General features: G+C 57.0%; 18 protein-coding genes. 8 read left to right on the forward strand and 10 right to left on the reverse strand.

Annotation, left to right across the window (positions count from 1 at the left end; translation table 11 throughout):
* Nucleotides 1-889: 889 nt before the first annotated feature.
* The gene (locus OSO_RS0134035; protein WP_010587326.1) at nt 890-2,350 is read right to left on the reverse strand and encodes a transporter; all 1,461 of its coding nucleotides are present in this window, start codon (nt 2,348-2,350) and stop codon (nt 890-892) included.
* 428 nt (nt 2,351-2,778) lie between these two features.
* A complete protein-coding gene (locus OSO_RS0134045) occupies nt 2,779-4,302 on the reverse strand; it encodes an outer membrane beta-barrel protein (protein ID WP_010587327.1) in 1,524 nt (507 codons plus the stop codon).
* A 745-nt stretch (nt 4,303-5,047) separates the two neighbouring features.
* Here OSO_RS0134045 and OSO_RS0134055 point away from each other — a divergent pair.
* The 6 genes from OSO_RS0134055 to OSO_RS0134080 all read left to right on the forward strand — a co-directional run bounded on the left by OSO_RS0134055 (nt 5,048) and on the right by OSO_RS0134080 (nt 11,197).
* Entirely contained in the window at nt 5,048-6,064 is a 1,017-nt protein-coding gene (locus OSO_RS0134055) for a peptidyl-alpha-hydroxyglycine alpha-amidating lyase family protein (protein WP_010587328.1), read from the forward strand.
* Nucleotides 6,061-7,152: a zinc-dependent alcohol dehydrogenase gene (locus tag OSO_RS0134060; protein ID WP_010587329.1), complete on the forward strand. Its 1,092-nt coding sequence runs from the start codon at nt 6,061-6,063 to the stop codon at nt 7,150-7,152. Before OSO_RS0134055 ends, OSO_RS0134060 begins: the two co-directional genes overlap by 4 nt.
* A 172-nt stretch (nt 7,153-7,324) precedes the next feature.
* Nucleotides 7,325-7,861 (forward strand): REP-associated tyrosine transposase, encoded by a 537-nt coding sequence (locus tag OSO_RS0134065; RefSeq protein ID WP_010587330.1) that lies wholly within the window; start codon nt 7,325-7,327, stop codon nt 7,859-7,861.
* 327 nt (nt 7,862-8,188) lie between these two features.
* Nucleotides 8,189-9,388, forward strand: a complete 1,200-nt coding sequence (lhgO, locus tag OSO_RS0134070; RefSeq protein ID WP_010587331.1) for an L-2-hydroxyglutarate dehydrogenase — start codon at nt 8,189-8,191, stop codon at nt 9,386-9,388.
* Between the two features lie 246 nt (nt 9,389-9,634).
* Nucleotides 9,635-10,132: a hypothetical protein gene (locus tag OSO_RS0134075; protein ID WP_010587332.1), complete on the forward strand. Its 498-nt coding sequence runs from the start codon at nt 9,635-9,637 to the stop codon at nt 10,130-10,132.
* Between the two features lie 33 nt (nt 10,133-10,165).
* Entirely contained in the window at nt 10,166-11,197 is a 1,032-nt protein-coding gene (locus OSO_RS0134080) for a DUF1559 domain-containing protein (protein WP_010587333.1), read from the forward strand.
* Between the two features lie 90 nt (nt 11,198-11,287).
* On the opposite strand, the gene OSO_RS0134085 is transcribed toward OSO_RS0134080, so the two are convergent.
* From OSO_RS0134085 to OSO_RS0134105, 5 genes are all read right to left on the reverse strand, one after another.
* Complete coding sequence (locus tag OSO_RS0134085; protein ID WP_010587334.1) at nt 11,288-11,659, reverse strand: rhodanese-like domain-containing protein; 372 nt, start codon at nt 11,657-11,659, stop codon at nt 11,288-11,290.
* Nucleotides 11,660-11,743: 84 nt separating this feature from the next.
* Nucleotides 11,744-12,766, reverse strand: coding sequence for a DUF1559 domain-containing protein (locus OSO_RS48960; protein WP_157605855.1), 1,023 nt, complete (start codon nt 12,764-12,766; stop codon nt 11,744-11,746).
* Nucleotides 12,767-13,132: 366 nt separating this feature from the next.
* Complete coding sequence (locus OSO_RS0134095; RefSeq protein ID WP_029247769.1) at nt 13,133-13,312, reverse strand: hypothetical protein; 180 nt, start codon at nt 13,310-13,312, stop codon at nt 13,133-13,135.
* Between the two features lie 177 nt (nt 13,313-13,489).
* Nucleotides 13,490-15,193, reverse strand: coding sequence for a serine/threonine-protein kinase (locus OSO_RS0134100; protein ID WP_010587336.1), 1,704 nt, complete (start codon nt 15,191-15,193; stop codon nt 13,490-13,492).
* A complete protein-coding gene (locus OSO_RS0134105; protein WP_010587337.1) occupies nt 15,190-15,777 on the reverse strand; it encodes an RNA polymerase sigma factor in 588 nt (195 codons plus the stop codon). Before OSO_RS0134105 ends, OSO_RS0134100 begins: the two co-directional genes overlap by 4 nt.
* A 214-nt stretch (nt 15,778-15,991) precedes the next feature.
* Between OSO_RS0134105 and OSO_RS0134110 the strand changes: the two genes are divergently transcribed.
* On the forward strand, nt 15,992-17,401 hold the full coding sequence (locus OSO_RS0134110) for a c-type cytochrome domain-containing protein (RefSeq protein ID WP_010587338.1): 1,410 nt from the start codon (nt 15,992-15,994) through the stop codon (nt 17,399-17,401).
* A 21-nt stretch (nt 17,402-17,422) separates the two neighbouring features.
* Here the strand turns inward: OSO_RS0134110 and hpt are convergent, their stop codons facing one another.
* The gene (hpt, locus tag OSO_RS0134115; RefSeq protein ID WP_010587339.1) at nt 17,423-17,941 is read right to left on the reverse strand and encodes a hypoxanthine phosphoribosyltransferase; all 519 of its coding nucleotides are present in this window, start codon (nt 17,939-17,941) and stop codon (nt 17,423-17,425) included.
* Nucleotides 17,942-18,210: 269 nt separating this feature from the next.
* Between hpt and OSO_RS0134120 the strand changes: the two genes are divergently transcribed.
* Entirely contained in the window at nt 18,211-18,930 is a 720-nt protein-coding gene (locus OSO_RS0134120) for an alpha/beta hydrolase-fold protein (protein ID WP_157605858.1), read from the forward strand.
* A gap of 39 nt (nt 18,931-18,969) precedes the next feature.
* Here OSO_RS0134120 and OSO_RS46235 read toward each other — a convergent pair whose 3' ends face one another.
* Both OSO_RS46235 and gnd read right to left on the reverse strand, forming a co-directional pair.
* Complete coding sequence (locus OSO_RS46235; protein ID WP_157605861.1) at nt 18,970-20,004, reverse strand: GNAT family N-acetyltransferase; 1,035 nt, start codon at nt 20,002-20,004, stop codon at nt 18,970-18,972.
* A gap of 360 nt (nt 20,005-20,364) precedes the next feature.
* Nucleotides 20,365-21,837: a decarboxylating NADP(+)-dependent phosphogluconate dehydrogenase gene (gene gnd / locus OSO_RS0134130; RefSeq protein ID WP_010587342.1), complete on the reverse strand. Its 1,473-nt coding sequence runs from the start codon at nt 21,835-21,837 to the stop codon at nt 20,365-20,367.
* Nucleotides 21,838-22,119 lie beyond the last annotated feature (282 nt).

The following is a 22,119-nucleotide window of genomic DNA, read 5'->3' on the forward strand; positions in this document are numbered from 1 at the left end:
TCAAAGATGCGTGTGTTCCAGAGTCGCTCGTCTTGAAGCCGCCACCGTGGACACGATCCGCACATGAGACGTACGTGTGACGATCGCGGACCCCTCTGTTGATTGCCGGAAGACAATCTCAATCGGACCGCAATCGATTCCGGCCGCCCATGATAGGTCGGCAAAGGCGGTTGGCCTGATGATCGAGAGCAGCGATCGGAAGGCTCGCAACCGGGCTTGTCCACGTCCGGCCGCAAGGGGGTGAAGGAGAGCGAGGTTTCTCAATCATTCTAAATTCGCCACTTCGCCAGGTTTATCTTCTCGACGTGCGAAGTCGCAGGCCCAAATTTTTTGATCACCTTAATCCTCTTGATCGCTTTGTTCTCTATCACCTTATTTCACTGGAACTTAGATGTGCTCAGTGGGTTCGGATCGTGTTGATTACGTTGAGCAACATGCTAGCGGTCTTGTTTACGAGGCCCGGGTTTTCACCCGATGTGTGATAAAGCACGTGACGAGCGCGCACTCGTAGTGGGAACCTGGATGAGCGTCGCAACGGAATTGAGGTCGTGGAAGAACTGCATTTGAATTTCCCGCTTCAATCAGAGACCAGGGCAGGTTCTGGGTTCGAGGAACCTGAGCCCACTGGTTCACGATCCTCGGGTTTCCTGCCGGGCTGATTCTGTGATCATACGATCTCCGGGAATCTTGTCAGGACCAAGTCGATGCAATCTTCTAAACCTTTGGAAGACTCATGGTTGCGATCCCGTACCGAGGTCGTGCTCGCGCTCGGATCATTCGCGTTCATTGAGACTCGATGATCCAACGCGTTGCCCGATCAAACGACCAAGACGAGCCGAGCGGTGGCGCACGAAGGTTGTTGCTCGTTTTTTGAAAACATGTCGGGGTTTTAGAAACGCACTGACAGTCCGGCGCCGGTAAACATCGAGTCAGTCTCTCGGCTCAGCCGTTGTCCGACGCGCGCGTCGAGCTGAACGTTCGTGGTGAGGTAATAGAAGACGCCGGTATCGATGTAGTTCTGGCCGCGATTATCGCTCGAATTCGTCGAGAAAATCGTATACCACTCGGCAAACCCACCTACTCGTTTTGAGACTTGGAAGAGTAACGACAACGATTGATGCCAGGTCTCGTTGCTGTCCGATCCATGCACACCCACGGGAACGGCGGGGCTAATGCCCGTGATGACCTGTGTGACATCTGTGTTTCGCAGGAAATCGACACCGGTACTGGCCTTTAAATACAGCCATCGTCGGAAACCCCAGCCGAGGACGAGATTTCCAAAGGGTTGCATGACACCGGCCGAGACGCCGCCCGTGCCGGTTGGCAACGTCGATCCGCCGAGGATGGTGACCATCGGACGCCAGTCATCCTGCTGGAAGGCTTCGTACTTGAAGCCGACATAGAGGTCACTGCCGCCAAAGCTGTTGTCTTTCAATCCTGTGGCTTGATCGGTGACGTCGGTCATCACGTAGCCGAACCATTTCATTCGAAGCTCGAATTCGTCGGTCAATCCGACTCGGATCAGCGATTCGGGCAGTGTCCGGTGGCTGGTGTGCAAACCGCTGTCGTTGCTGCGCGAGAACGTGTACCCCGTTTCGATGATCGTGACCCCTTTGCCCGCGGAATAGGTGGCATCCGTAAAGTCGGGCCGGTCGGTGTTGATCAGGTTGTAGAAGTCCCATTCGTCCGTGACCTCTTGTCCGAGCAGGTTGGGACGCATGTTTTCCCAAAGGCTTCCTGGGGCGTGACAATCGAAGGCGCGAATGCGAGGAAATTCGGCGGGATCGGCGATCGTGATGTGGCCGTTTCCCCAATCGGTTGGGCGAGGATAGGCCGGAGGGTTCGCGGGATGATTGCTCACAAGAAAATTGGTGAGATCCGGTTGATGATCTGGCGGGAAGACGGTGTCTGGTTGCGTTGGTGGAGCCGAGACCAGGGTGGCGCGTTGCGGAGTCACAAAATCGTCCGCGGCGGGGATCGCCTCGACGAACACGAGCAACACGGCCATCGCAACGAATACAGGCTGAAAGAAGTGACCCAACAGGGTCTGACCAAGAGTCCAATTGTCGTCCGACGAATCCGAGTCCTCATCATTGCTACCGCGAGACGATCGTCCCAGGCTGCCGCCCCGTCGATTCTGATCACGAATTGCCTGCGCGGGGGCATTGCGAGCGGTTTGCCAGGCCGGTTTCGTGTCAGGATTTCGACTGTGCGGGACATTCGATTCAAAGTTGGCCCGCACGGAATGGCCACAAAGCAGCGACAACGCCAAGAGCCACAGGAGCGATCGTCGTCCGAACGCGACAAGAGGACGCTCGGTGAGCGCCAAGCAGAGCTTAAAGACGTACATCTGATCCGATCTACTGCGAACCGGTGGCACTTCGCGTGATTGCGATGTCACAAGTCGCGATAACGGTTGGCAAACAGGCGCCGATCGCCAGAAGCGGGTGGCGCTCCATTCTGGCGAACGGCTGATGTTTCACGCCGAAAGGTTTACGAAGCGGACGTCATTGAGTTCGAGAGCTTGGTCTTCACAACGGCATGACAGTATCGAGTCAGTGCGGAGCCTGTCCCTATCATTGCGCACAAAGCTCAGTGGAAAGATCGGCAGATTCGTTAAGGTCCATGATGGGGCGTTCAAGCCTCTCGAATTTGTCATGTACCGGTGCGTTGGGATCGCGTCCCACGGTTCGTGACGAGCCTGAAATGAAGAATGCCGCTCGAAGACGATCGTCTTCGAGCGGCATTGAGAACCGCATTCTTCACGCCGCGTCGTGATTAGAACGTGATACAAACGTCGGTGATGAACAGAGCCTGGTTGCTCTTGTTTCCATCGCCGTAGGGTTTGAACCCATTCGGATTGACGGCCAGATCCGTGCCGCCGGTGTACCAGTCAAACCGGAAGTTCGGGCGAATGAAGAAGTTGGGTTTGCCGGTGGGGTACCAGCGAGGTCCAACTGTGGTTTGGAAGAAGTCACCCGTGTATCCACCGGGCAACGTTGCGACTGGCACACCGGCCATGTTGCCGGTGATACCGCTGGGGGCATTGCCTGGCAGGAAGCCAGCGACGCGGTAACCTTCTTCGTCACGCCACCATTCAAAGTTTGCACCCCAGGTCCAATGATCATTGAACTTGCGGAAGAGGTATTGGTTCACACCGTACCAGTTGGCGCGACGACCATTGATGGTCGCATCTCGCTGGGTACCGAAGTCGGTCTGGCCGACATAGGTCCAGTCGTCGTTGATCGGTTTCGTGTAGACGACCGACTGATAGTATCGCTGTGTAAATTGCAGGTTAAAGTTCGGTTCCTGAGTCAAGAAGATCATCTGAGTCAAGTTCGACTTGTCTTGGAACGTATAGCTGTAGCCGCCGACATAGCCCATGTGTGGGTTATGGCCGTCGAAGTTGTCCCAGCCCTGGATCATCCCGCTGCTGACCGTCAACTGATCATTGACGGTATAGGTCGCCAAGGCACCGGTATGAGTGAAAGGCTCACCCCACTGATAGGTGTAGGGCAGAGAGCTGAAGAAGTTCTGGGTCGTGTCGACGGTGAAGTAACCGACGGGCGACAGGAAGTGGCCAACTTTGACCTTCAACTTCTTGTAAGCACCTTCCAGATAGAATTGTGGAAGGGCCAGGCCATACAGGCCGAAGTTGTTGTTGATGTTTGGCGTTTCCAAACCGGTTTCGGTCGTCAAACGAGCGTTGGTACCGTACAGCAGGTCAAAGCGACCCCCGAAGTCCCAATCCTTGTTGGTCGTATCGGTGGCTTTTTCACCGTACAACCAGAGCTGGTTCATTTGATATTCGTTGGAACGGTCCGTCCAGGTCACGGGGCCGTTGTAACGATTGGAAGGGTTGTTGAAGTTCATGGTATAGCTTTGCGCCAGGTTACCACCGAACTTCCAACCCTTGTCCTTCAGATGGTTGTTTCCGCACTCGTCGGTAAACAAATCCATCAGCGTGAACGGATCAGATGAATCTGCTCCGCCCGCAGCCGCGCATCCTCCGGCAGCAGCAGCCCCACAGCCAGGAGCGGCAGGACCGCACACGGGAGCGGGGGTTGCAGGAGCCGCACAGGTATCGCAATTCAAGCCGGCATACAGCCCTTTCAGGCGGTTTGCGGCGTCATCAAAAATATGATCACAGCAGGCGGGCTGAGCTGACGTGCAGCCTGTGGCGGTCGAACACTGTGGTTCGGCCGCCGACAGCACTCCCGCCACCAGCATTCCTGCCGTGCCGACCATCATGGACAGACCCGTCCCGATGTCGACGAATCGAAGCTTCCTTAGACCCAACATCTGTCACTCCTTGTGGTACTTAATCGGAACTGCCCAGCGTCGCCTCGTTCGTTACTCACAGTTAACCGTCGAGTTCCTGCCGACACCCGTCGTTGAGCGTGGCGACAGCAGTCGCATAGATGCGACACCTCGTCGAAACGCATAGAGCCTGTCGCCCCCCTTAAAAAGCGCGTAAGGAGTTCGGGCCTGCCCGTCGCTATCGGATTGATCCCAGTGAGAATTCGAACGATTAATTCAGCTACTGCGCGTTCGGCGTAACGCCATTAAATACGCTGATCGTCAAGGGTTTCCTGGCTTGTGTTGGCCCTCATGACGCTTCGGCGGAATCTGCCGAAGTGTGGTTAGTCAGTCGTTTTTTGTTGCATTTATAATACTGTTAAATGATTCGTGTTGATGATCCGTGGAGCACGTCGAGAATTGCCGCTCGACCTCAGACGGATTTCCGAAGGATCAATTTGTTGACACCAGAAACGAGTGTTCCATGCCGACGAGGACGCGCAATCGACGGCACGAGAGTGGGCACACGCATCGTTGTCGACGGGCGATCGTGCCTTCGAACTGTCTACTGAAGGTGATTGGATTGGGGGCGGCGAGAGCGCGCATGGCATGCGATTCAGGTCGACCAATTGGCGACTCTGTTGATCTTCCGACGGCGGCGATCCAAGATACTTCGCTTCTATCCCAGAAATGCGATTGTCGATGTATACCCGCAGATTGCGCGTTCGCAGTAGAAGGTCAGTGCGTCATGGAATCGTCCGTCCCCGTTGTGATGTCGTCGGGTGGTTTTTCTTTTCGGGCCATCGCGGATTGGGCAAAGTGGCCCTCCGACTGGGTCATGAATGAAGTCACTGCGGTGGCCACGGATTCACAAGATCGCGTGTTCGTATTCAATCGAGGCGATCATCCCGTGGCGGTCTTCGATCCCGATGGCCAGCCGCTATTCTCATGGGGCACCGATCTGTTTGATCGGCCGCACGGCATCTGGATCGGTCCGGGCGATGAGGTTTACTGTACCGACGACTTGGGGCACGCCATCCACAAGTTTACGGCGGAAGGCCGGCACTTGATGACGATGGGCGTGCGTGGCCGACCGTCCGACACCGGCAACAGTTCGATCGACTATCGTACCATTCAGCGCAGCGGGCCGCCGTTCAACTTCCCAACCAATCTGGCCGTTGCACCAGACGGTGACCTTTATGTTGTGGACGGGTACGGGAATGCACGTGTGCATCAGTTCTCGCCTGATGGGACGCTGCGCCGATCCTGGGGTGAACCGGGGTCTGGCCCGGGACAATTCAAAGTGCCGCATGGAATCGCCATCGATCGAAACGGCGTGATCTTTGTTGCTGACCGCGAGAACAGTCGCTTGCAGCGATTCTCGCCGACGGGCGAATACCTGAACGAGTGGGCAGATGTGGCTCGGCCCTGCGAGGTTGCGATCGATGACCTCGGACGCGTCTACGTGGCGGAACTCGGGTACCGGACGGGGATGTGGCCGGGGACATCGGCACCATCGGTTGACTCGACGGGGGGCCGGTTTAGCATCTTCGACACAACGGGAACCCTGTTGGCGCGGTTCGGCGGCGGTCAGCGCCCGTGCGAGCCGGGCGATTTCTTTTCACCACACGACATCTGGCTGGATTCAAAAGGAAATGTGTATCTCTCGGAAGTGATCCGTTCCTGCTGCGGAAACAAGCGTCCCGCCGTAGGCGATTATCACACGTTGCAGAAGCTCGAACGACTTGAAGGAACAGCTCCATGAAAGCGTGGCGATTCTATGGTTTCGGCGATATGCGATTGGATGACATTCCGGAGCCCGTCTGTCTGCCAGGGCATGTGGTGGTTGAGCCCCTTGTGGTTCAGCCGAGCGTGACCGAGGCGCAGTTGGCGTTCGGCATTCCGACCTTGGCCTATGATCGAGTCAAAGAGCGACTCGAAAAAGATGCTCCGATCCAACTATTTGGTCACGAATTCTGTGCCCGCATTTGTGAGATTGGTGCTGGAGTGACCGGTTACAAGATCGGCGACCGTGTCGCGGCACGGGCAAAGCTTCCCTGTGGCAATTGTTCGTTATGCAATTCCGATCGCAGCACGCTCTGTCGACGCGGACCCGTCATCGGGTTTGACCAGCCGGGTTGTTTTAGTGAACGGGCACTATTGCCCGAGATATCGCTGGTCAAAGTCGACGACCGCATTTCCAACAGCGTTGCCGCCTGCCTGCAGTCGCTCAGTGACAGCGTGGCGGCGGTCGAGACGGCTCAGATTCAGATTGCCGATTCGGTCGTCATTTTCGGTCAAGGCAGCATGGGGCTGGAATGCCTGCAGATTGCGCGGATCAGCGGTGCCGGGCAAGTGATCACCGTGGACGTGCGTGACGAGGCCTGTGCCGTGTCGCGCGAGTTGGGAGCCGATCATGCACTCAACGCCAAGACCTGCGACGTCGTGGCCACGATTCGAGAACTGACTGGCGGGATCGGGGCGGACGTGGTGTTTGAATGCGCGGGGGGAAGTCCGAAACAGGGACTCGCCGGACATCAGACGCTGCTGAATGCACTCAACTCGGTCCGTTCAGGCGGCAAGATTATCGGGGTGTCGTGGTTCGGTGGACCGGTCGAACTTCCGATCGATCTGTTTCGCGAACGCAGCCTGCGGTACCTGTTCCCGGATATCAGCACGCGGGAACATCTGCAGTATACGGTTCAGGCGGTCGCGTCGGGCCGTGTTCGATTAGAACCGACGATTCGGCATGTGCTGCACGGGATTGAATCGGTTCCTAAGGCGTTTGAGATCACGGCGCATAAAGGGAAGTTTCAGGCGATCAATCCGGCCCAGGTGGTATTTGAGGCGTGAGGCGTTCCGTATCTTCTCCCTTGGTGGAAAATCCTCGTTGCCAAGCTCCCGCTTGAGGGTGTCCGGGAATTCTCCCTCGTTGCCAAGCTCCGCTTGGCAACGAGGGAGGCGGACGAGGGGTCGCTCCCGCTTGCTAACGAAGTAAAAATGCTCGCGCATTGGGATGCTTCCCATGACTCGCTCGCGCTATCAGATCGTTGAAACCGAGTATTCGTACTTCATGACCTGCACAATCGTCAGCTGGCTGCCGGTGTTCACGCGGGTTGAGGCCGTTGACATCGTCTATGAGTCGTGGCGGTACGCCCAGCGTGAACGAGGGCTGAAATTGTTCGGCTACGTGATCCTCGAGAACCATCTCCACCTGATCGCGTCGGCGCCCGATCTGTCGAATGTGATGCAGCGTTTCAAGTCCTTTACCGCCCGCCAGATTCTCGCTCTGCTGAAATCCAAGGGCGAGCGAACGTTGTTGTCGCAGCTTGAAACATCCAAATTGCAACACAAGACCGAGAGCCAGTATCAAGTGTGGGAGGAAGGGAGTCATCCTCAGCAGATCAGGCCGGACGAGATGATGTGGCAGAAGCTGGAATATATTCACAATAATCCTGACCGTCGCGGATATGTGGATGATCCCACACAGTGGCGGTATACGAGTGCTCGAAATTATGCGAAGCAACCGGGGCTGATTGATGTGATCACGGATTGGAAGTGAAGGCGTAGGAGCGTTACCAAGCGGAGCTTGGTAACGAGGGAGAATTCCCGGCCGCGTCTCCCTCGTTCTCGTTCCCTCGTTACCAAGCTCCGCTTGGTAACGCCTCATGTGATCCCGGTTTCTGCGGAGTGCAGCACTTCAGGAAGCGTTACCAAGCGGGAGCTTGGTAACGAGGGGAAGACGAGGCTGATTGCTTCTTCTCTGTCAGAAATCGTCTGCTGGTCGCGCCAGAGTTACTTTAGGCAATTCCGGTGGTCTATACTGCATCATCCACGCGTCGACCGGGTGGTCGGGCTGAGACGGATTCGCAGAGCAACAGGAATGCAGATGCAGCAGACAGACGTGGCGATTATTGGCGGTGGAATCATCGGGCTCGCAACCGCCTATCGGTTGCTCGAGCGGTTTCCGGGCCGCAAGGTAACGATCCTCGAAAAGGAACGCGAAGTCGCGCAGCATCAGACCGGGCATAATTCCGGTGTGCTGCATTCGGGCATCTACTACCGGCCCGGGTCTCTGCGTGCGATCAACTGCCGTGAAGGCAAGTTGGCGATGGAAGCGTTTTGCCAGAAGGAAAACATTCCGTTCAACCGCTGTGGCAAAGTCATCGTCGCCGTGACATCCGACGAGATCCCGCAGCTCGAACGAATCTTCGAACGTGGTCTGGCGAACGACATTCGCTGTGAGCGAATCGGGCCCGAACGACTGAAAGAGATCGAACCCCATGTGGTAGGTGTCCAGGCGATTCATGTCCCGGATGCCGGAATTGTCGACTACCGTCAGGTCACGGAACGTTTGGCGGAACGCTTTAAGGAAGCCGGGGGAGAGCTCAAGACCAGCGCGAAGGTGACAGGCATGTTCCGTCACGATCAGCGCATGGTTGTCCAGAATACCGCGGGGGAGCTGGAAGCCCGGCTGGTCGTAAACTGTGGGGGCCTGCATAGCGACCGTCTCGCCTGGCTCTCGGGGACACGTCCCGAGGCTCAGATTATTCCGTTTCGTGGTGAATACTTTGAGCTGAAGCCTTCGGCCCATCATTTGTGTCGCGCGTTGATCTATCCAGTGCCCGATCCCGACTTTCCGTTTCTCGGTGTGCATTTCACGCGAATGATCCATGGTGGCGTCGAATGCGGTCCGAATGCCGTCTTCGCCTTCGCCCGTGAAGGCTATTACAAAACCAGTTTCAACCTGTTCGATACGTTGGAATCGGTGACGTATCCCGGCTTTCTGCGAATGGCCTGGCGCCACTGGCACGCGGGACTGAACGAATTGTATCGCTCGTTCAACAAGGCGGCGTTTGTGGCCGCGCTGCAGCGGCTGGTTCCGGAAGTCCGTGATGAACATCTTGTTCCTGCGCCGGCCGGAGTGCGAGCCCAGGCGCTAACACGCGACGGGAATCTGGTCGATGACTTTCTGATTCTCGAGAATGACCTGGTGGTGAATGTGTGCAACGCGCCGTCACCTGCCGCGACCGCCTCTTTGAATATCGGCAAGCTGATCGTCGACAAGCTGGCCCCGCGATTCGAGTAACAGGTTCGATTCGCGCGTCATGCCTTCGTTCTTCACGTCTCGGCGAATTGATCGGCAGAGGAAGAACGCATGATTGATTGCCGCGCATCTTTCTCAAGATGTCGCGATGCATGTTCACGATTATTTCATCGTCCGTGCACCGGATCTCCACATTTCAACGGTACTGTTCCGCCACGTTGCCCCTGGAGTTGGTGACAGCGCGGTTGCTCCGCGAGAAGTGTTTCATGGGGCATTGAGGAGAGTGTCATGCCGGTCACTGCAATGTGCTTTGATCGCTGGTTCGCCGTCATCATGATCCTGCTGGGGTGTGGTCTGTCTGCGGGCTGCACACAACAGACGGCGAAGCAGGTACCCGTCTATCTGGCCCGGGGGCTGGTTTATCTGGATGGCGAGCCTCTGGCGGGGGCCACGTTGATGTTTCATTCAGAAGCCGCAATCAATGGTCCCGATGGCAAACCGATTCCCGTTCCGGGTGCCCTGACGAAAGACGATGGTTCGTTTGTCGCGTCCACATATCTGCCCGGTGACGGTCTGCCCGTGGGAGACTTCCTTGTGACGGTCAGTTGTGAGAATCGTCAGGCCAAGCCGGTTCGCGACGAGTATCCCGAACTGTTGCCGCCGCAGTACCAGAACCCTGCGAAGTCGGGTCTGGTGGTTTCGATCTCCAAAGGGCGAAACGAACTGGATGTCATTGAATTGAAGTCACTGAAGAACTCGGGCGCCGTCCGGGTTGGTGCTCGGTAAGCCGTTTTCTGTTCACCAAAAAGGAATGGTCGTATGACCCGTAGCACGAGACATCGTCGTGGTTTTACTCTGATCGAGTTGCTCGTTGTGATCGCGATCATTGCGGTCCTGATTGCCCTACTGTTGCCCGCCGTGCAGCAGGCTCGCGAAGCGGCGCGCCGCACGCAGTGCAAGAATAACCTGAAGCAGATCGGACTGGCGATCGCGAACTACGAAAGCACCTATACGGTGTTTCCTTTGGCCCGAATTCAGGATGCTGCAGGCAACGACTGGCACAGTTGGACGACGATGGTTCTGCCTTACATCGATCAGGCCAACATGTTCAACGGCTACAACAATAATCTCTATTGGAACGATCCGGTGAACGCGGCGATTGTGGGGACGAAGTTGCCGTTCTATGTCTGCCCGTCGACTCCTGAAGAGAATCGCACCGATTTGAATTCGACGAATACTCCTAAACCCGCCGCAGGCGATTACACCGCAACAGGATCGCTCAGCAACAAATACTACGCGGCGCTGGGTTACTCGGGCACCGTCGGGAATGCGAACTACAACCCGTTTGCGGACAAGAATCAGGTTCTGATTCGTCAGGGTGTGCTCGCCAAGGCGAAGGACGATCCCTCGAACGCACAAGTGACCTATGCCAAGATCGTGGACGGTTCGTCGAACACGGTGACGGTGATCGAATCGGCCGGAAATCCCTCGGCGTACGGGCCGAGCAAAAGCAAGTTTGCGACGGGATCAGGACAGTTGACGGCGTCCAATAACGGTGCCGATTTCCCGGTGGTTGGCAGTAGTTATGCGTATGCGGGTGGCACCGGCTGGGCTGATCCCGGCCGCGTATCGGGCGTGCAAGGCTGTAGTGCCGATGGCACAAAGCGCGCGGGAACACCGTTGCGGCCGATCAATGGGTGCAACGACAGCGAAGGATACAGCTTTCATGTGGGCGGAATTCACGCCGTACTGGCGAGCGGAGCTGTGATCTTCGTGTCGGAAAATATCGATGCCAAAAGTTGGGCAGCACTCATTACCCGAGCGGGTGGCGAAGTCGTTGGCGAGTTCTGATCTGGATTCAAATCAAAGCGGAAGCACCTCTGTTCGTCGGCCCCGCCGGGGATCATCTCAACCCCGGCGGGCTCCGATTCAAACGGCCGATCATTTTTCGATCGGATAGCCGGCCTCTTTCCAACCACGGAAACCACCGTCGACGCTGATGACGTTGGAGTAACCCATTTTTTGGAGGTTGTCAGCCGCCAGAGCCGAGCGGAATCCGCCGCCGCAGTAGAGGACGATTTCGCGGTCGATATCAGGAACGAGCGATTCGATATCGCGTTCGATGATCCCCTTGCCCAGCGACTTGGCACCCGGCAGATGACCAGCGGCGAATTCACTTTCTTCGCGAACGTCGTACAGCAGGAATGACTCACCCGCTGCAATGCGCCGCTGGACGTCTTGAACGGAACACTCGCGAATATTGACGCGCACAGCGTCCACCAGTTGCAAGAAACGTGGCGCGTGATTGGCCATTGGAAGCTCTTTCAAGTCGAGTCGATCTTTGAGGTGAGTCTACGCAAAACGTGCCAGCATCTTACCTCGCCATGTGACATTCGGTCACCAGCCGTCGACATTTTCGAGGCCCGGGTCGATTGATTTGAGTGCTCCGTTGCGAGTGGCGATCGCCTTGAAGACGTGAGGAGTGATCTGTTTCGAGATCGATTTGGTCGAACCGTCAACCAATGAGAAGTTGCAGAGCGTACCGTGGTAACTGCCAAAGCTGAAAAAGCGGAGCGTCGCGATGGTTGTGCCCGAGGTTTGATCGGGGTTGGAATCGGGTGATGTGTCCCAACCGCTTCCGACGGCGAATGGCCAATATGTGTCCCACAAATCGGGATGGTCACGATCGTCCCACACCCGGACGCAGCAGCTAAACGCATCGGCCCAAAATCCGAACAGTGAGTCCCCAATAAAGATCGTATTCGACGACCCGTCGGTCACATCGACCATCTTGACTGCACTGTAACGATAAAGCATTCCGTTGGGTGAGGTGGGAGCATTTGCGGGACCGCTTCCATTTGCGTCATACGCACCCATTGATCCGCGATACGTCGTGTACCCCCAGTTCCATGGCCTTGCGGTAGGAAGGTTTGCCATGCTGGGACAAACATAACTTGCGATGTTCGATTGAACGATGCTTTGATTTGAAAAGCCGTTCCCTTCGCTCATTTTTTTCTTGGTGTAGTCAATCACGATGGTACCGGCATCCATTTGCGGCAGGATCAATGCATGCCATCCCCAATCCTGCGGCAGGACCCAGTCTGGAAATGTCGTCGTCCCGTGAATGCCGCGAATCACCGTATTGAAGGAGGGTGGATCCGTGAAGGGGACGGTCGTCCAGCCAAAGCGAAACTGATCGACCCAGCCCGTGGGGAATACGCGAAACGCACTTTCATAGTTATGCATCGCCAGCGTGATCTGTTTCAGGTTGTTGATGCACTGGGTGCGCCGTGCGGCTTCGCGGGCCATCTGCACGGCTGGCAGCAAAAGCGCAGCCAGCATGGCGATGATTGCGATGACGACCAGCAATTCAATCAAGGTAAACGCATGGCGTGTTGTACCCGCTGCATCGCGATCCATGAGAGGGGCCTCTTCGTTTCGAATAAGAGAAGAACCGACCGAGCCGGTGTTCCGGCGCAAGAGGTGAGACGAAATGACAGAGATGTCATTGGAAGCGTATCGCGCTGAGCGACGGCCGACAAATCTGTCCGTCTGATGTGACTCGGCGAGCACAAATTTCCCGTGTGGGTTTTTCGTTCCTCGAGCCGAACATGACCGACCGGAATCGATCGGGACCGCGCGATCATGTTGCGACAGGGTGATCGCGCAGTGTGAATGCAAGCCGCTTCGCGGCCGATTGAAATCAAAGAGCTGACACCTCGAACTTCACGAGGTCAGGGTGATTTGAAGCTCGGCGAGGTCAGTCCCCGTTGTTTCAACCGGCTGTCAGCGCAGGATGAGATAGCAAATGATTCCGACCAGGATTGTGAGCGAGGCGAATGACACGAAGTTCTCTTGAAGCGATCGCAGCGGCGATTGTTCGTTTGAGTGAGATTCTGACGGCCGCGTGGTGGGTGTGATCTGACCCCAGATCACACCTGACTTCGAATTCAAATTGGTCGACATGATCGATTCCTGCAAGTTTTGGCCGTCCCAATTGACGGCTTCAACTACAGATACGGAGGTGTCCGACCGCTCTTACAGAAATTGCTCAAAATATCGAGACTTTAGGGGTTCAAAACTCGCATTGAATCCGATTCGGTGGTGCGGTGGATTCGATTGTTTGTCGTAATGCGTTTCCGCTTAATTGTTTGGGGAGATTGTTGGTGCGTCATGGGTGGCTGAGGTGTGGTGAGGAAACACGATGCCGGTGACGCTCTTGAAATGTTGTTTCAACTGGCGATTGATTTCTTTCAACGATTCTTCAACCGCCAGAATGTCATCGGGGATGTCGGTTGCGAGCGGTCCTTCGATCTTGACTTCTGAACGCTGCACGGTGAGCCAATTATGGGGGGGCAGGTTCGTTGAGGTCGGTTTTTCGGGGAAGCAGGCCCGCAGTTCTTGTTCGCTGAAATCGTCACCGCAACAGAAGAACAGCATCTCGGTTCCTTCGGGTGGCTCGAGTGTGAGCGAGCGATGTGGGGCGGGGACGACCAGGCGGTCCACGTTTTCGGCGACATCGCGTACAGGCCGGATGATCTTGAGTTGGCCAGCGGGGTTGAACCACAGCATCACGGCTTCTTCGCCTTGGGAAATGTGACAATACACGAAAATGCGATCGCCGGTTCGCAAAGGCAGCGCGTTGGAAAGCATGCGAACGCCATCGCGGTGAAGCACATTGATGACGGGGCGAGAATGGACGAAGTTCACACTTTCGAGTGAATCCGACTTCCGATCGTTTGTCAGCCACCAGGCGGTCGCGATCGCACTGGCGAGTAGCAGGGTTGCCGCCGTCACGACCACCCAGACGCGACCGCGAGCCCGAAAACGCTCGATCTCTGCCGCGACGGCATCCGGTGCGGGGCGCGCCGCGGGGTCTGCGGCGAGGCACTTTCGACAGATGTCCCTCAGCCGGCGCGGCACATTCGCCGTGCGGAGTGGAGTGAAATCGACTTCACCTCGACGTGCATGTGCCAGTGATTCGTTGACGGTTGTGCCGGCAAACGGGGCGCGGCCGGTTAACATCCAGAACAGTGTGGCACCCAGACCGAAAACGTCGCTGGCGGGAACAGCGCGGCCCAAACGACCATTAGCGAGCGCCATTTCTGGGGGAAGGTACTCAGGTGTGCCACCGGTCAGTCTGGCATTTTCGCCCCAGGCGTCTTCCATTCGAGACAATCCGAAATCGATCAGTCTGGCTCGGCCATGCGCGTCGATCAGAATGTTCTTTGGTGTGACATCACCATGCACGACTCCTCGACGGTGGGCATAGGCCAGGACGCGAGCCATCTCGGCTGTGATCCGTGCGGCATCACGGAACGCGGGGCGTTCCGTCGAAAAGAGTTGCTCCAGATTCCGGCCGGGAACATGTTCGAGGACCAGATAAGGGCGTTTCTGAAAAATGCCCACGTCGAACACGCGGATCAGCCCCGGGTGGTCGAGTTCCGCCAGCAGCCGGCCTTCGGCGGAAACGGCGTCCCCGTTTTCGGCAGGACCATCGGCATGTTGCCGGGACAGCTTCAAGACCAACTGGCGCTCCAGGTTGGGGTCGATCACCCGATACACGTCTGCCTGGCCTCCAGAACCGAGATTTCCAATCACGACGTAGCGGCCAATTTTGGTCGAATTCGGAAGGGGCTCAACGGAAGGGCCTGCGGCGGGCCGCAATTTGGAAGTCGATCCCATCGAGACTGCGAGCGATTGGAGTTCGGTCATTTCGCGGCGCAGTTGATCGACGCGTGCGAGGCAGATTGGGCACTGGTCGACATGGGCGCGCAACCCGTCGTCGGCCGGTTCGCCCGCGGCGAGCGGCAGGAGTTCGTCGTCGGTAGGGCAATCGGTCTTCATGAGGGGGCGAGCGATTCCTCGAAGGTGGCGAGTTCGTCCCGCAGTCGTGCTAGGACGCGCGAGGCATTGACGTAGACGACATTCGTGGAAACTCCCAGTTCGGCAGCGACTTCGCTGGCGGGGCGTCCCTTCAAGATTTTGCCTTCAAAGCAGGCCCATGTTGCGGGTTGAGTGGTCTGGCGGACCTGTTCGATGCCCACTTCCAGGATGCGGCGGCGGTACATCTCGTCCCATTCGCGGGATGCCCCGTCGGCGTCCGTGGGTTCGTGTTGATCGGCCCATCCCTGCTCGGCGCGATTGCGGACGACCTGCCGGCGCGACCAGTCGGTCAGGGCGTTCTGCGTCACGCGCCACAGCCAGGTCCGAAATCGTCCGCGGCCGGAATCGAATTCGAAGCGGCTCATCGCGGGGACCAGTCTGGTGAACAGATCTTGAACCAGATCGGCCGCATCATGCTCAAGGACCCCTTGTTTTCGGAAGTACGCCATCAGCAGCGGATGATAGATGGTGAAAAACTCGGTCCAGGCAACTTCGTCGGATTTGTTGCGGACGCGCTGGATCAAGGAGACTCGGGTTTCAACCATATCACCGAAGTATACCGGGTGAGACAAATCACGGGAAAGGTGTCGTGCGCGAGGATTTAGGACGCCCGCCAGTTTGCGAATCTGTCAGGTTGTCCGTCGCGTGACCAGATCTGTTTGAACAGCCGCTTTACTCTCATTGTCCAGCAAGGCTATTCTGGTTGAACGGCTTTGATCGCCTGCTCGTGACGTCCCGCCTGAATCTGGAACCGATTTGATGAAATCGATCGCACGTCTTCTGCTCGGTCTGACAGTCTGTTGCCTTAGCGCGATCTCGGTCGGTTTTGCAGAAGACGCGGCTCCGCCGGCCAAGCCGGTCAGCTTCTATCGTCAGGTGCGCCCGATCCTGCAACGACATTGCTCGGGCTGCCATCAACCGGCCAAACTGGGCGGGAACCTGCAACTGATCTCGTATGAGCTCTTTCAGAAGGGAGGGGATGGCGGACCGTCATTCATTTCCGGCAAGCCGGATGAAAGTCTGATCGTCAAGCAGATTTCGGGTGAGAAGCCCGAGATGCCGCTGAACAGCGACCCCCTTTCGGAAAAGCAGGTCGCAACGATTCGCACCTGGATTGCTCAGGGGGCAACCGACGACACCCCCGCGACGGCCAAAGATGACATCTCGGCCGAGAAGCCACCCGTCTATACGTCGGCGCCGGTGATCACAGCACTGAGCTATTCGCCTGACAGCCAATTGCTGGCGATTTCGGGATATCACGAAGTTCTACTGCATCACGCGGATGGCAGCGGATTGGCGGCCCGCCTTGTCGGACGTTCGCCCACGATCACGTCGATTCGATTCTCGCCCGATGGAACCAAGCTGGCTGTTGCCGGTGGCGCACCGTCCCTGTTTGGCGAGATTCAAATCTGGGATGTGGCCAAGAAGGAATTGATTCGTTCGGACACGATCGGTTTCGACACGCTGTACGGCTTGTGTTTCAACGACGAGGGAACGTTGCTGGCCTATGGAACCTTCGACAACCGTGTCCGCGCGATCCAGGTCGCCGATGGCAAGCAGGTTATGTCGATGGACGCTCATACCGATCTTGTCTTTGGGACGACGTTCTCGTTGAAGAATGACCACGTCATCAGTGTCAGCCGTGATATGTCGATGAAGCTGACGGAACTGAAGACATCACAGTTTATCGATAACATCACCAGTATCACGCCTGGAGCATTGAAGGGCGGAATCATGGCTGTGCAGCGTCATCCGAAGGAAGAGCAGGTCTTGATTGGCGGTGCCGATGGCGAACCCAAGCTGTACAAAATCTTCCGGACCCAGGCCCGTCAGATCGGCGATGACTTCAATCGTCTACGAAGTTACACCAAGTTGCCCGGCCGCGTTTGCAGTCTGCAGTTCAATGTCGACGGCACAAAGTTCGTTGTGGGCAGCAGCAACGCAACATCCGGTGCCGCCAGAATCTACAAGACGGATACGGAGCAGCCGCAGGCCGAATTGAAGGGACAGACGGCCGGCGTATTTGCCGTGGCGTTCCGGCCCGATGGACAGCAGGTCGTCACGGGAGGACTGGATGGAGTCGTGCGGATGTACAACGCCGAGACGGGCGAACTGGTCAAAGAGTTCTCGCCCGTGACCCTCTCACCGGCTGTCGCCGCCGCTCAGTAGTCCTTGCACTGTCATGATTGCTCAGTAGTCGCCTTCGTTCAGGACGGCGATTTCGGGCAGGTGTCGATAGTCGTCGTTGTAGTCCAGGCCGTATCCCACGACGAACACATCGGGGATCTGGAACCCGTGATAGTCGGGTGTGATCTCGACTTCGCTACGGCCCTGTTTCCATAGCAGGACCGCCGTTCGGATGCTTGCAGGGTTCTTCGATCGCAGTTCGTTCAGAAGTCGGACCAATGTTCGACCCGTGTCGAAGATATCATCGACCAGCAGCACATCACGGCCTTCGATCTGCGGCATCAAGTTGGTGTCGATGGTCAAATCGCCCGCGACGGTGGTTTCTCCGCGATAGCTCGAGGCACGCAGGAATCCGATCTGGTGTGGCGTATCGATCGCGCGGATCAAGTCGGCGACGAGCACGATACTGCCGTTCAAAACGCCCAGCACCGTCAGTGGTCGGCCACGAAAGACCTCGGAAATGGTTCGCCCCAGTTCGGCCACTCGTTCGGCAATGACAGATTCAGACAACAGCGTGTCCATCAGACCAAAAATCCTTCACGGGAAGTGATGACTCAACGTGCGAGTCGCAAGTCGTTACTCTACGCGTCGCGATGTTGGGCAGTCGAGTCTCGGAGCGGGCTGGCTAGGGAAATCAGGGGAACAGGCACTTTGGCGCCTTTCGATGCGATCGGCGTGTCGTGGCACGGTGGCCAGTGGCTCGCGGAATTCCACAGGCCGTTCGAATCCGATTTGAGGTCCTCACGCACGGTGACCGTTTTTTACGCCATGCCGCTCGGCGGGATAAAATCATGACTTGGTCCACGATCACGATGGCGGGGAAGCCTGCCGATCTCTTTCTGCCTGACTCACCGACGAAACCGGCGGGTGTCGTGCTGTTTCTGCATGGCTATGACAATGCCACGTTGAAGGCCAACGCGTTGTACACCGCGGCGCTGAACCAGCACCACCTGATCGCTTTGTGCCCGCATGGACCGCATTGCTGGTGGACGGACGCGATCTATCCGGCATTTGACGAGGAAGTCAGCCCGCTCGAATTTCTGGCACAGCATGTTCCGGATTATTGTCGCGAGGCCTGGTCGATCGAGCCGCCGCACATCGCGGTTTGCGGCGTCGAGATGGGCGGGCAGGGGGCATTGCAGTTGGCCTATCGCCACGCGCGGCAGTTTCCGGTGGTCGTCGCGATATCCCCGAAAGTCGATTTCGAAACGTGGTGGGGGCATGGCACGTCGCTCGACGAAATCTTTTCGGACCGCGAAGCGGCTCGGCAGCGAACGGCGACGCTACACATCCATCCGCTCAACTATCCCAAGCATCAGTTGCTCTTGTGTGATCCCGCCGACGTTTATTGCATGGACGGAGTGGTGACGCTGGTCAGCAAATTGTCCTCAACGGGAATGCCGTTTGAATACGATCTGGAATCGACCCACGGTGGGTTCGGTTGGAACTACGCCAATCAGATGGCGTCGCGTGCGGTCGAATTCATGGCGACGAAGTTGAAGACGCTTTGACCCCGCGGCTGGTTAGCAACTCGTGACTTCAACGGGCTGTCAGGGTGCCCGATACGCCGGAAAGAAGGCCTCGGGAGTGCTGGCGGTCTTGCCTGTTTTCGCTTCCCATTGCTGGCACAATTGAGTGTAGAGTTCTTGATCGGCGATCATTCGCCAGGTGTAGAACGGGGCTCGAACGTGTGAGAAACCGGCTTTGAACTGAAAGAGCGAGTCTTCCGAGCCACCGTAGCCACCACCCAGATGCATCACCGTGTTGCCGCGTTCTTTCGCCCAGGTGCGGACAGAATCGAGCATCGCCTTGTTGGGGTACTGACGATGAAATTCTTCCGTCGTTCCGCTCAGGTGATACTGGACGATTCCGCAGACTTCGGAAAACAACGCGGCGCAGGCAACTTTGCCCTCGATGTAGCACACATAAAGCTGCAGGACGTCGCCGACCGCCTGTTTCAGTTCGTCGAAATAGGCGCGCGGAAAGTAGTAGTGTTCGCCGGCGCCGACCCGTTTCATGGTTTCCGTGTACGCGCGGTAGAACTCTTCCATCTCTTTCCAATCCGGCTGCATTTCGCCGGTAAGTCCTTTCTTGCGCGACCGATTGATTTCGCTTCGATGACCCGCTCGTGTCTGGTGCCAGAGTTCTTCCGTAGGCAGCGTCAGGTCCATGCAGATGGTCTGACCGTGATGCACGAGATACCCCGCCTTTTGTAGCGGCGCATGCGGAAAAGGAATCGTCGGATGCGAGCGCGCGAACACCGTGACGATGCCTCGTTCGCGCAGTCCCAGACGCATGGCCTCGAGTGCCTGGTCGAGAAACGGTTCGACGGGCGAGTCATCCTGATTGATCACCAGGGGCGAGGCGTATCCATACGGTGTGACTGCGTCGAACAAGGGACGCGAGGATTCGATTGAATCGGGCAGGGGGCGGATGATCAGCGTCAGTAGGAAGCGGTGTCCCGCGTCATCTTCCGCATGAAATGCCAGCGGTTGTCCGTCGGCGCTCGGGGCACTCAACCGATCACGGGCACTGAGCGCGACATAGTTCGGCAAATGATAAAAGTCATGTGGTGAGTCGGTCAAAAACCGACTCCACAATTCCGATTCAGGTCCAATGAAGTCACATCGCATCCAGCAGACCTCGAATTCACAGCGCGATGACTGAGGAACATCTGGTGAGACCGCGAATCAAGGATTCGCGATGTCTCGATTCGCGGGGGTGTGCAGGTCGAACTAATCCACTTCCGCTCTCGCCCGCGAGCTGTTGAGTGCCTGAGGCTTGGGCGGGGTGGTTTTGGTCCGGCCATCAAGCACTGAAAAGTTCGATCTGTGGAAGGAGATTGCCAGGATTCTTGACGTGACGGGTTTGGAAGTGCACCTGGACCGTGCCCGATGCATTTCAAACCGTCACGCGTCGAATGACGTCCGTTGATTGTTGATCGCTCACGTTAGTTTGCGATCTTGAATCCACTCCGTGTGGAACATCTGGCCACGCGGCTTGTCAGTTCGTTCGTAGGTATGAGCCCCGAAGTAGTCGCGTTGGGCTTGCAGCAGGTTGGCGGGCAACCGCCCCTGGCGGTATCCATCGTAGTAGCTGAGTGCGGCGCTGAAGACCGGAACAGGCAGCCCAAGCTGGACCGAGGTCGAAAGCACTCGTCGCCAACTTGGTTGTGCCTTTTGCACAGCCGAGCTAAAGAACTCGTCGAGCAGCAGGTTTTCCAGACCGGGCGTCTTGTCGAAGGCGGCCTTGATGTCACCCAGGAACCGCGAACGGATGATGCAACCACCACGCCACAGCAGGGCGATGTTGCCGTTGTTCAGTTTCCAGCCAAATTCTTTCGCTGCCGCGTCGAGCTGTACATAGCCTTGGGCATAGCTACACAGCTTTGATGCGTACAGAGCCTGACGTACGTCTTCGATGAATTGCTTCTTGTCGCCGGTGAACTTAGCGTCTTCGGGGCCTTTCAGGATCTTGCTGGCGCGAACGCGGGCGTCTTTCTGAGCCGACAGACAGCGGGCATAGACCGCTTCGGTGATCAGCGTCGTGGGGACACCCAGATCCAGCGCGTGCTGACTCATCCACTTCCCGGTGCCCTTTTGCTGAGCGGTATCCAGGATCTTGTCGACGAGGTATTCACCCGATTCTTTGTCCTTGACGGTGAAGATGTCGCGGGTGATCTCGATCAGATAGCTTTCGAGTTCGCCTTCATTCCAGCTCTTGAAGACCTGGTACAATTCTTCGTTGGAGAGTCCCAGTGCGTTTTTCAGGATGAAGTAGGCTTCGCAGATCAACTGCATATCGCCATATTCGATCCCGTTGTGGACCATCTTGACGTAGTGTCCGGCTCCCGCGTCGCCGACCCAGTCGCAGCAGGGGATGTCGTTGTTGGGGCCGACCTTCGCGGAGATTTTCTGGAAGATCTCTTTCACGAACGGCCAGGCGTCGTGGTGTCCACCCGGCATAATGCTGGGGCCTTTGAGCGCCCCTTCTTCTCCACCGGAAACACCGGTTCCGATGAACCGCAGTCCCGCGGAACGCAGTTCGGTGTCACGCCGATTCGTGTCGCGGAAGTCCGAGTTCCCGCCGTCGATGATGATATCGCCGGGCGACAACAGGGGCCTCAGTTGATCGATCACACCGTCAACGGGGGCACCGGCCTTCACCATGATCATGATTCGTCGCGGAGCTTTCAGGCTGCTGACGAACGATTCGAGCGTGTGATAACCCTTGATGCGGTCAACGGTTCCCGCGTGAACCTTATCGGCCGGTTCGTCTTTCAGGCCGCCAACGAATTCATCCGTGGTGGAGGTCGTGCGGTTATACACCGCGACCGAGAATCCGTTGTTGGCCATGTTCAGGACCAGGTTTTGACCCATGACGGCCAAGCCGACAAGACCGATATCATGCTGTGACATGCTGCAAGAATCCAAATCCACAAGGTGAGGTATGCCGCTATTGCCTGACGAACGGAACAGCCGGACATTTGTCTCAAATTGAATTCCAGATTGTAAACCGCTCAGGGCAAACGGAGCAAATCACAGCCCATTCGACATCGGCGGCGTCTGATGCAATCTGGCAATCGTCCTGCGGAAATCCGACAATTCGGGGATGACCGAGGGTGAACCAATGGCCAAGCCGGGAACTCGCTGTTTCAACGTGACGGCGTCAATCGCGAAAAACGGACTGTGTTTCAAACG

This window comes from Schlesneria paludicola DSM 18645 (assembly GCF_000255655.1).
GTDB classification, from domain to species: Bacteria; Planctomycetota; Planctomycetia; order Planctomycetales; family Planctomycetaceae; genus Schlesneria; species Schlesneria paludicola.

Excerpts from the sequence above, each read along its gene's own strand:
- OSO_RS0134105 (WP_010587337.1), bottom strand. The coding sequence starts at position 15,777 with ATGGTTGAAACCCGAGTCTCCTTGATCCAGCGCGTCCGCAACAAATCC.
- OSO_RS0134045 (WP_010587327.1), bottom strand. The coding sequence starts at position 4,302 with ATGTTGGGTCTAAGGAAGCTTCGATTCGTCGACATCGGGACGGGTCTG.
- OSO_RS0134085 (WP_010587334.1), bottom strand. The coding sequence starts at position 11,659 with ATGGCCAATCACGCGCCACGTTTCTTGCAACTGGTGGACGCTGTGCGC.
- OSO_RS0134110 (WP_010587338.1), top strand. The coding sequence starts at position 15,992 with ATGAAATCGATCGCACGTCTTCTGCTCGGTCTGACAGTCTGTTGCCTT.
- OSO_RS0134080 (WP_010587333.1), top strand. The coding sequence starts at position 10,166 with ATGACCCGTAGCACGAGACATCGTCGTGGTTTTACTCTGATCGAGTTG.
- OSO_RS0134120 (WP_157605858.1), top strand. The coding sequence starts at position 18,211 with ATGACTTGGTCCACGATCACGATGGCGGGGAAGCCTGCCGATCTCTTT.
- OSO_RS48960 (WP_157605855.1), bottom strand. The coding sequence starts at position 12,766 with ATGGATCGCGATGCAGCGGGTACAACACGCCATGCGTTTACCTTGATT.
- hpt (WP_010587339.1), bottom strand. The coding sequence starts at position 17,941 with ATGGACACGCTGTTGTCTGAATCTGTCATTGCCGAACGAGTGGCCGAA.
- lhgO (WP_010587331.1), top strand. The coding sequence starts at position 8,189 with ATGCAGCAGACAGACGTGGCGATTATTGGCGGTGGAATCATCGGGCTC.
- gnd (WP_010587342.1), bottom strand. The coding sequence starts at position 21,837 with ATGTCACAGCATGATATCGGTCTTGTCGGCTTGGCCGTCATGGGTCAA.
- OSO_RS0134100 (WP_010587336.1), bottom strand. The coding sequence starts at position 15,193 with ATGAAGACCGATTGCCCTACCGACGACGAACTCCTGCCGCTCGCCGCG.
- OSO_RS0134095 (WP_029247769.1), bottom strand. The coding sequence starts at position 13,312 with ATGTCGACCAATTTGAATTCGAAGTCAGGTGTGATCTGGGGTCAGATC.
- OSO_RS0134060 (WP_010587329.1), top strand. The coding sequence starts at position 6,061 with ATGAAAGCGTGGCGATTCTATGGTTTCGGCGATATGCGATTGGATGAC.
- OSO_RS0134055 (WP_010587328.1), top strand. The coding sequence starts at position 5,048 with ATGGAATCGTCCGTCCCCGTTGTGATGTCGTCGGGTGGTTTTTCTTTT.
- OSO_RS0134075 (WP_010587332.1), top strand. The coding sequence starts at position 9,635 with ATGCCGGTCACTGCAATGTGCTTTGATCGCTGGTTCGCCGTCATCATG.
- OSO_RS0134065 (WP_010587330.1), top strand. The coding sequence starts at position 7,325 with ATGACTCGCTCGCGCTATCAGATCGTTGAAACCGAGTATTCGTACTTC.
- OSO_RS0134035 (WP_010587326.1), bottom strand. The coding sequence starts at position 2,350 with ATGTACGTCTTTAAGCTCTGCTTGGCGCTCACCGAGCGTCCTCTTGTC.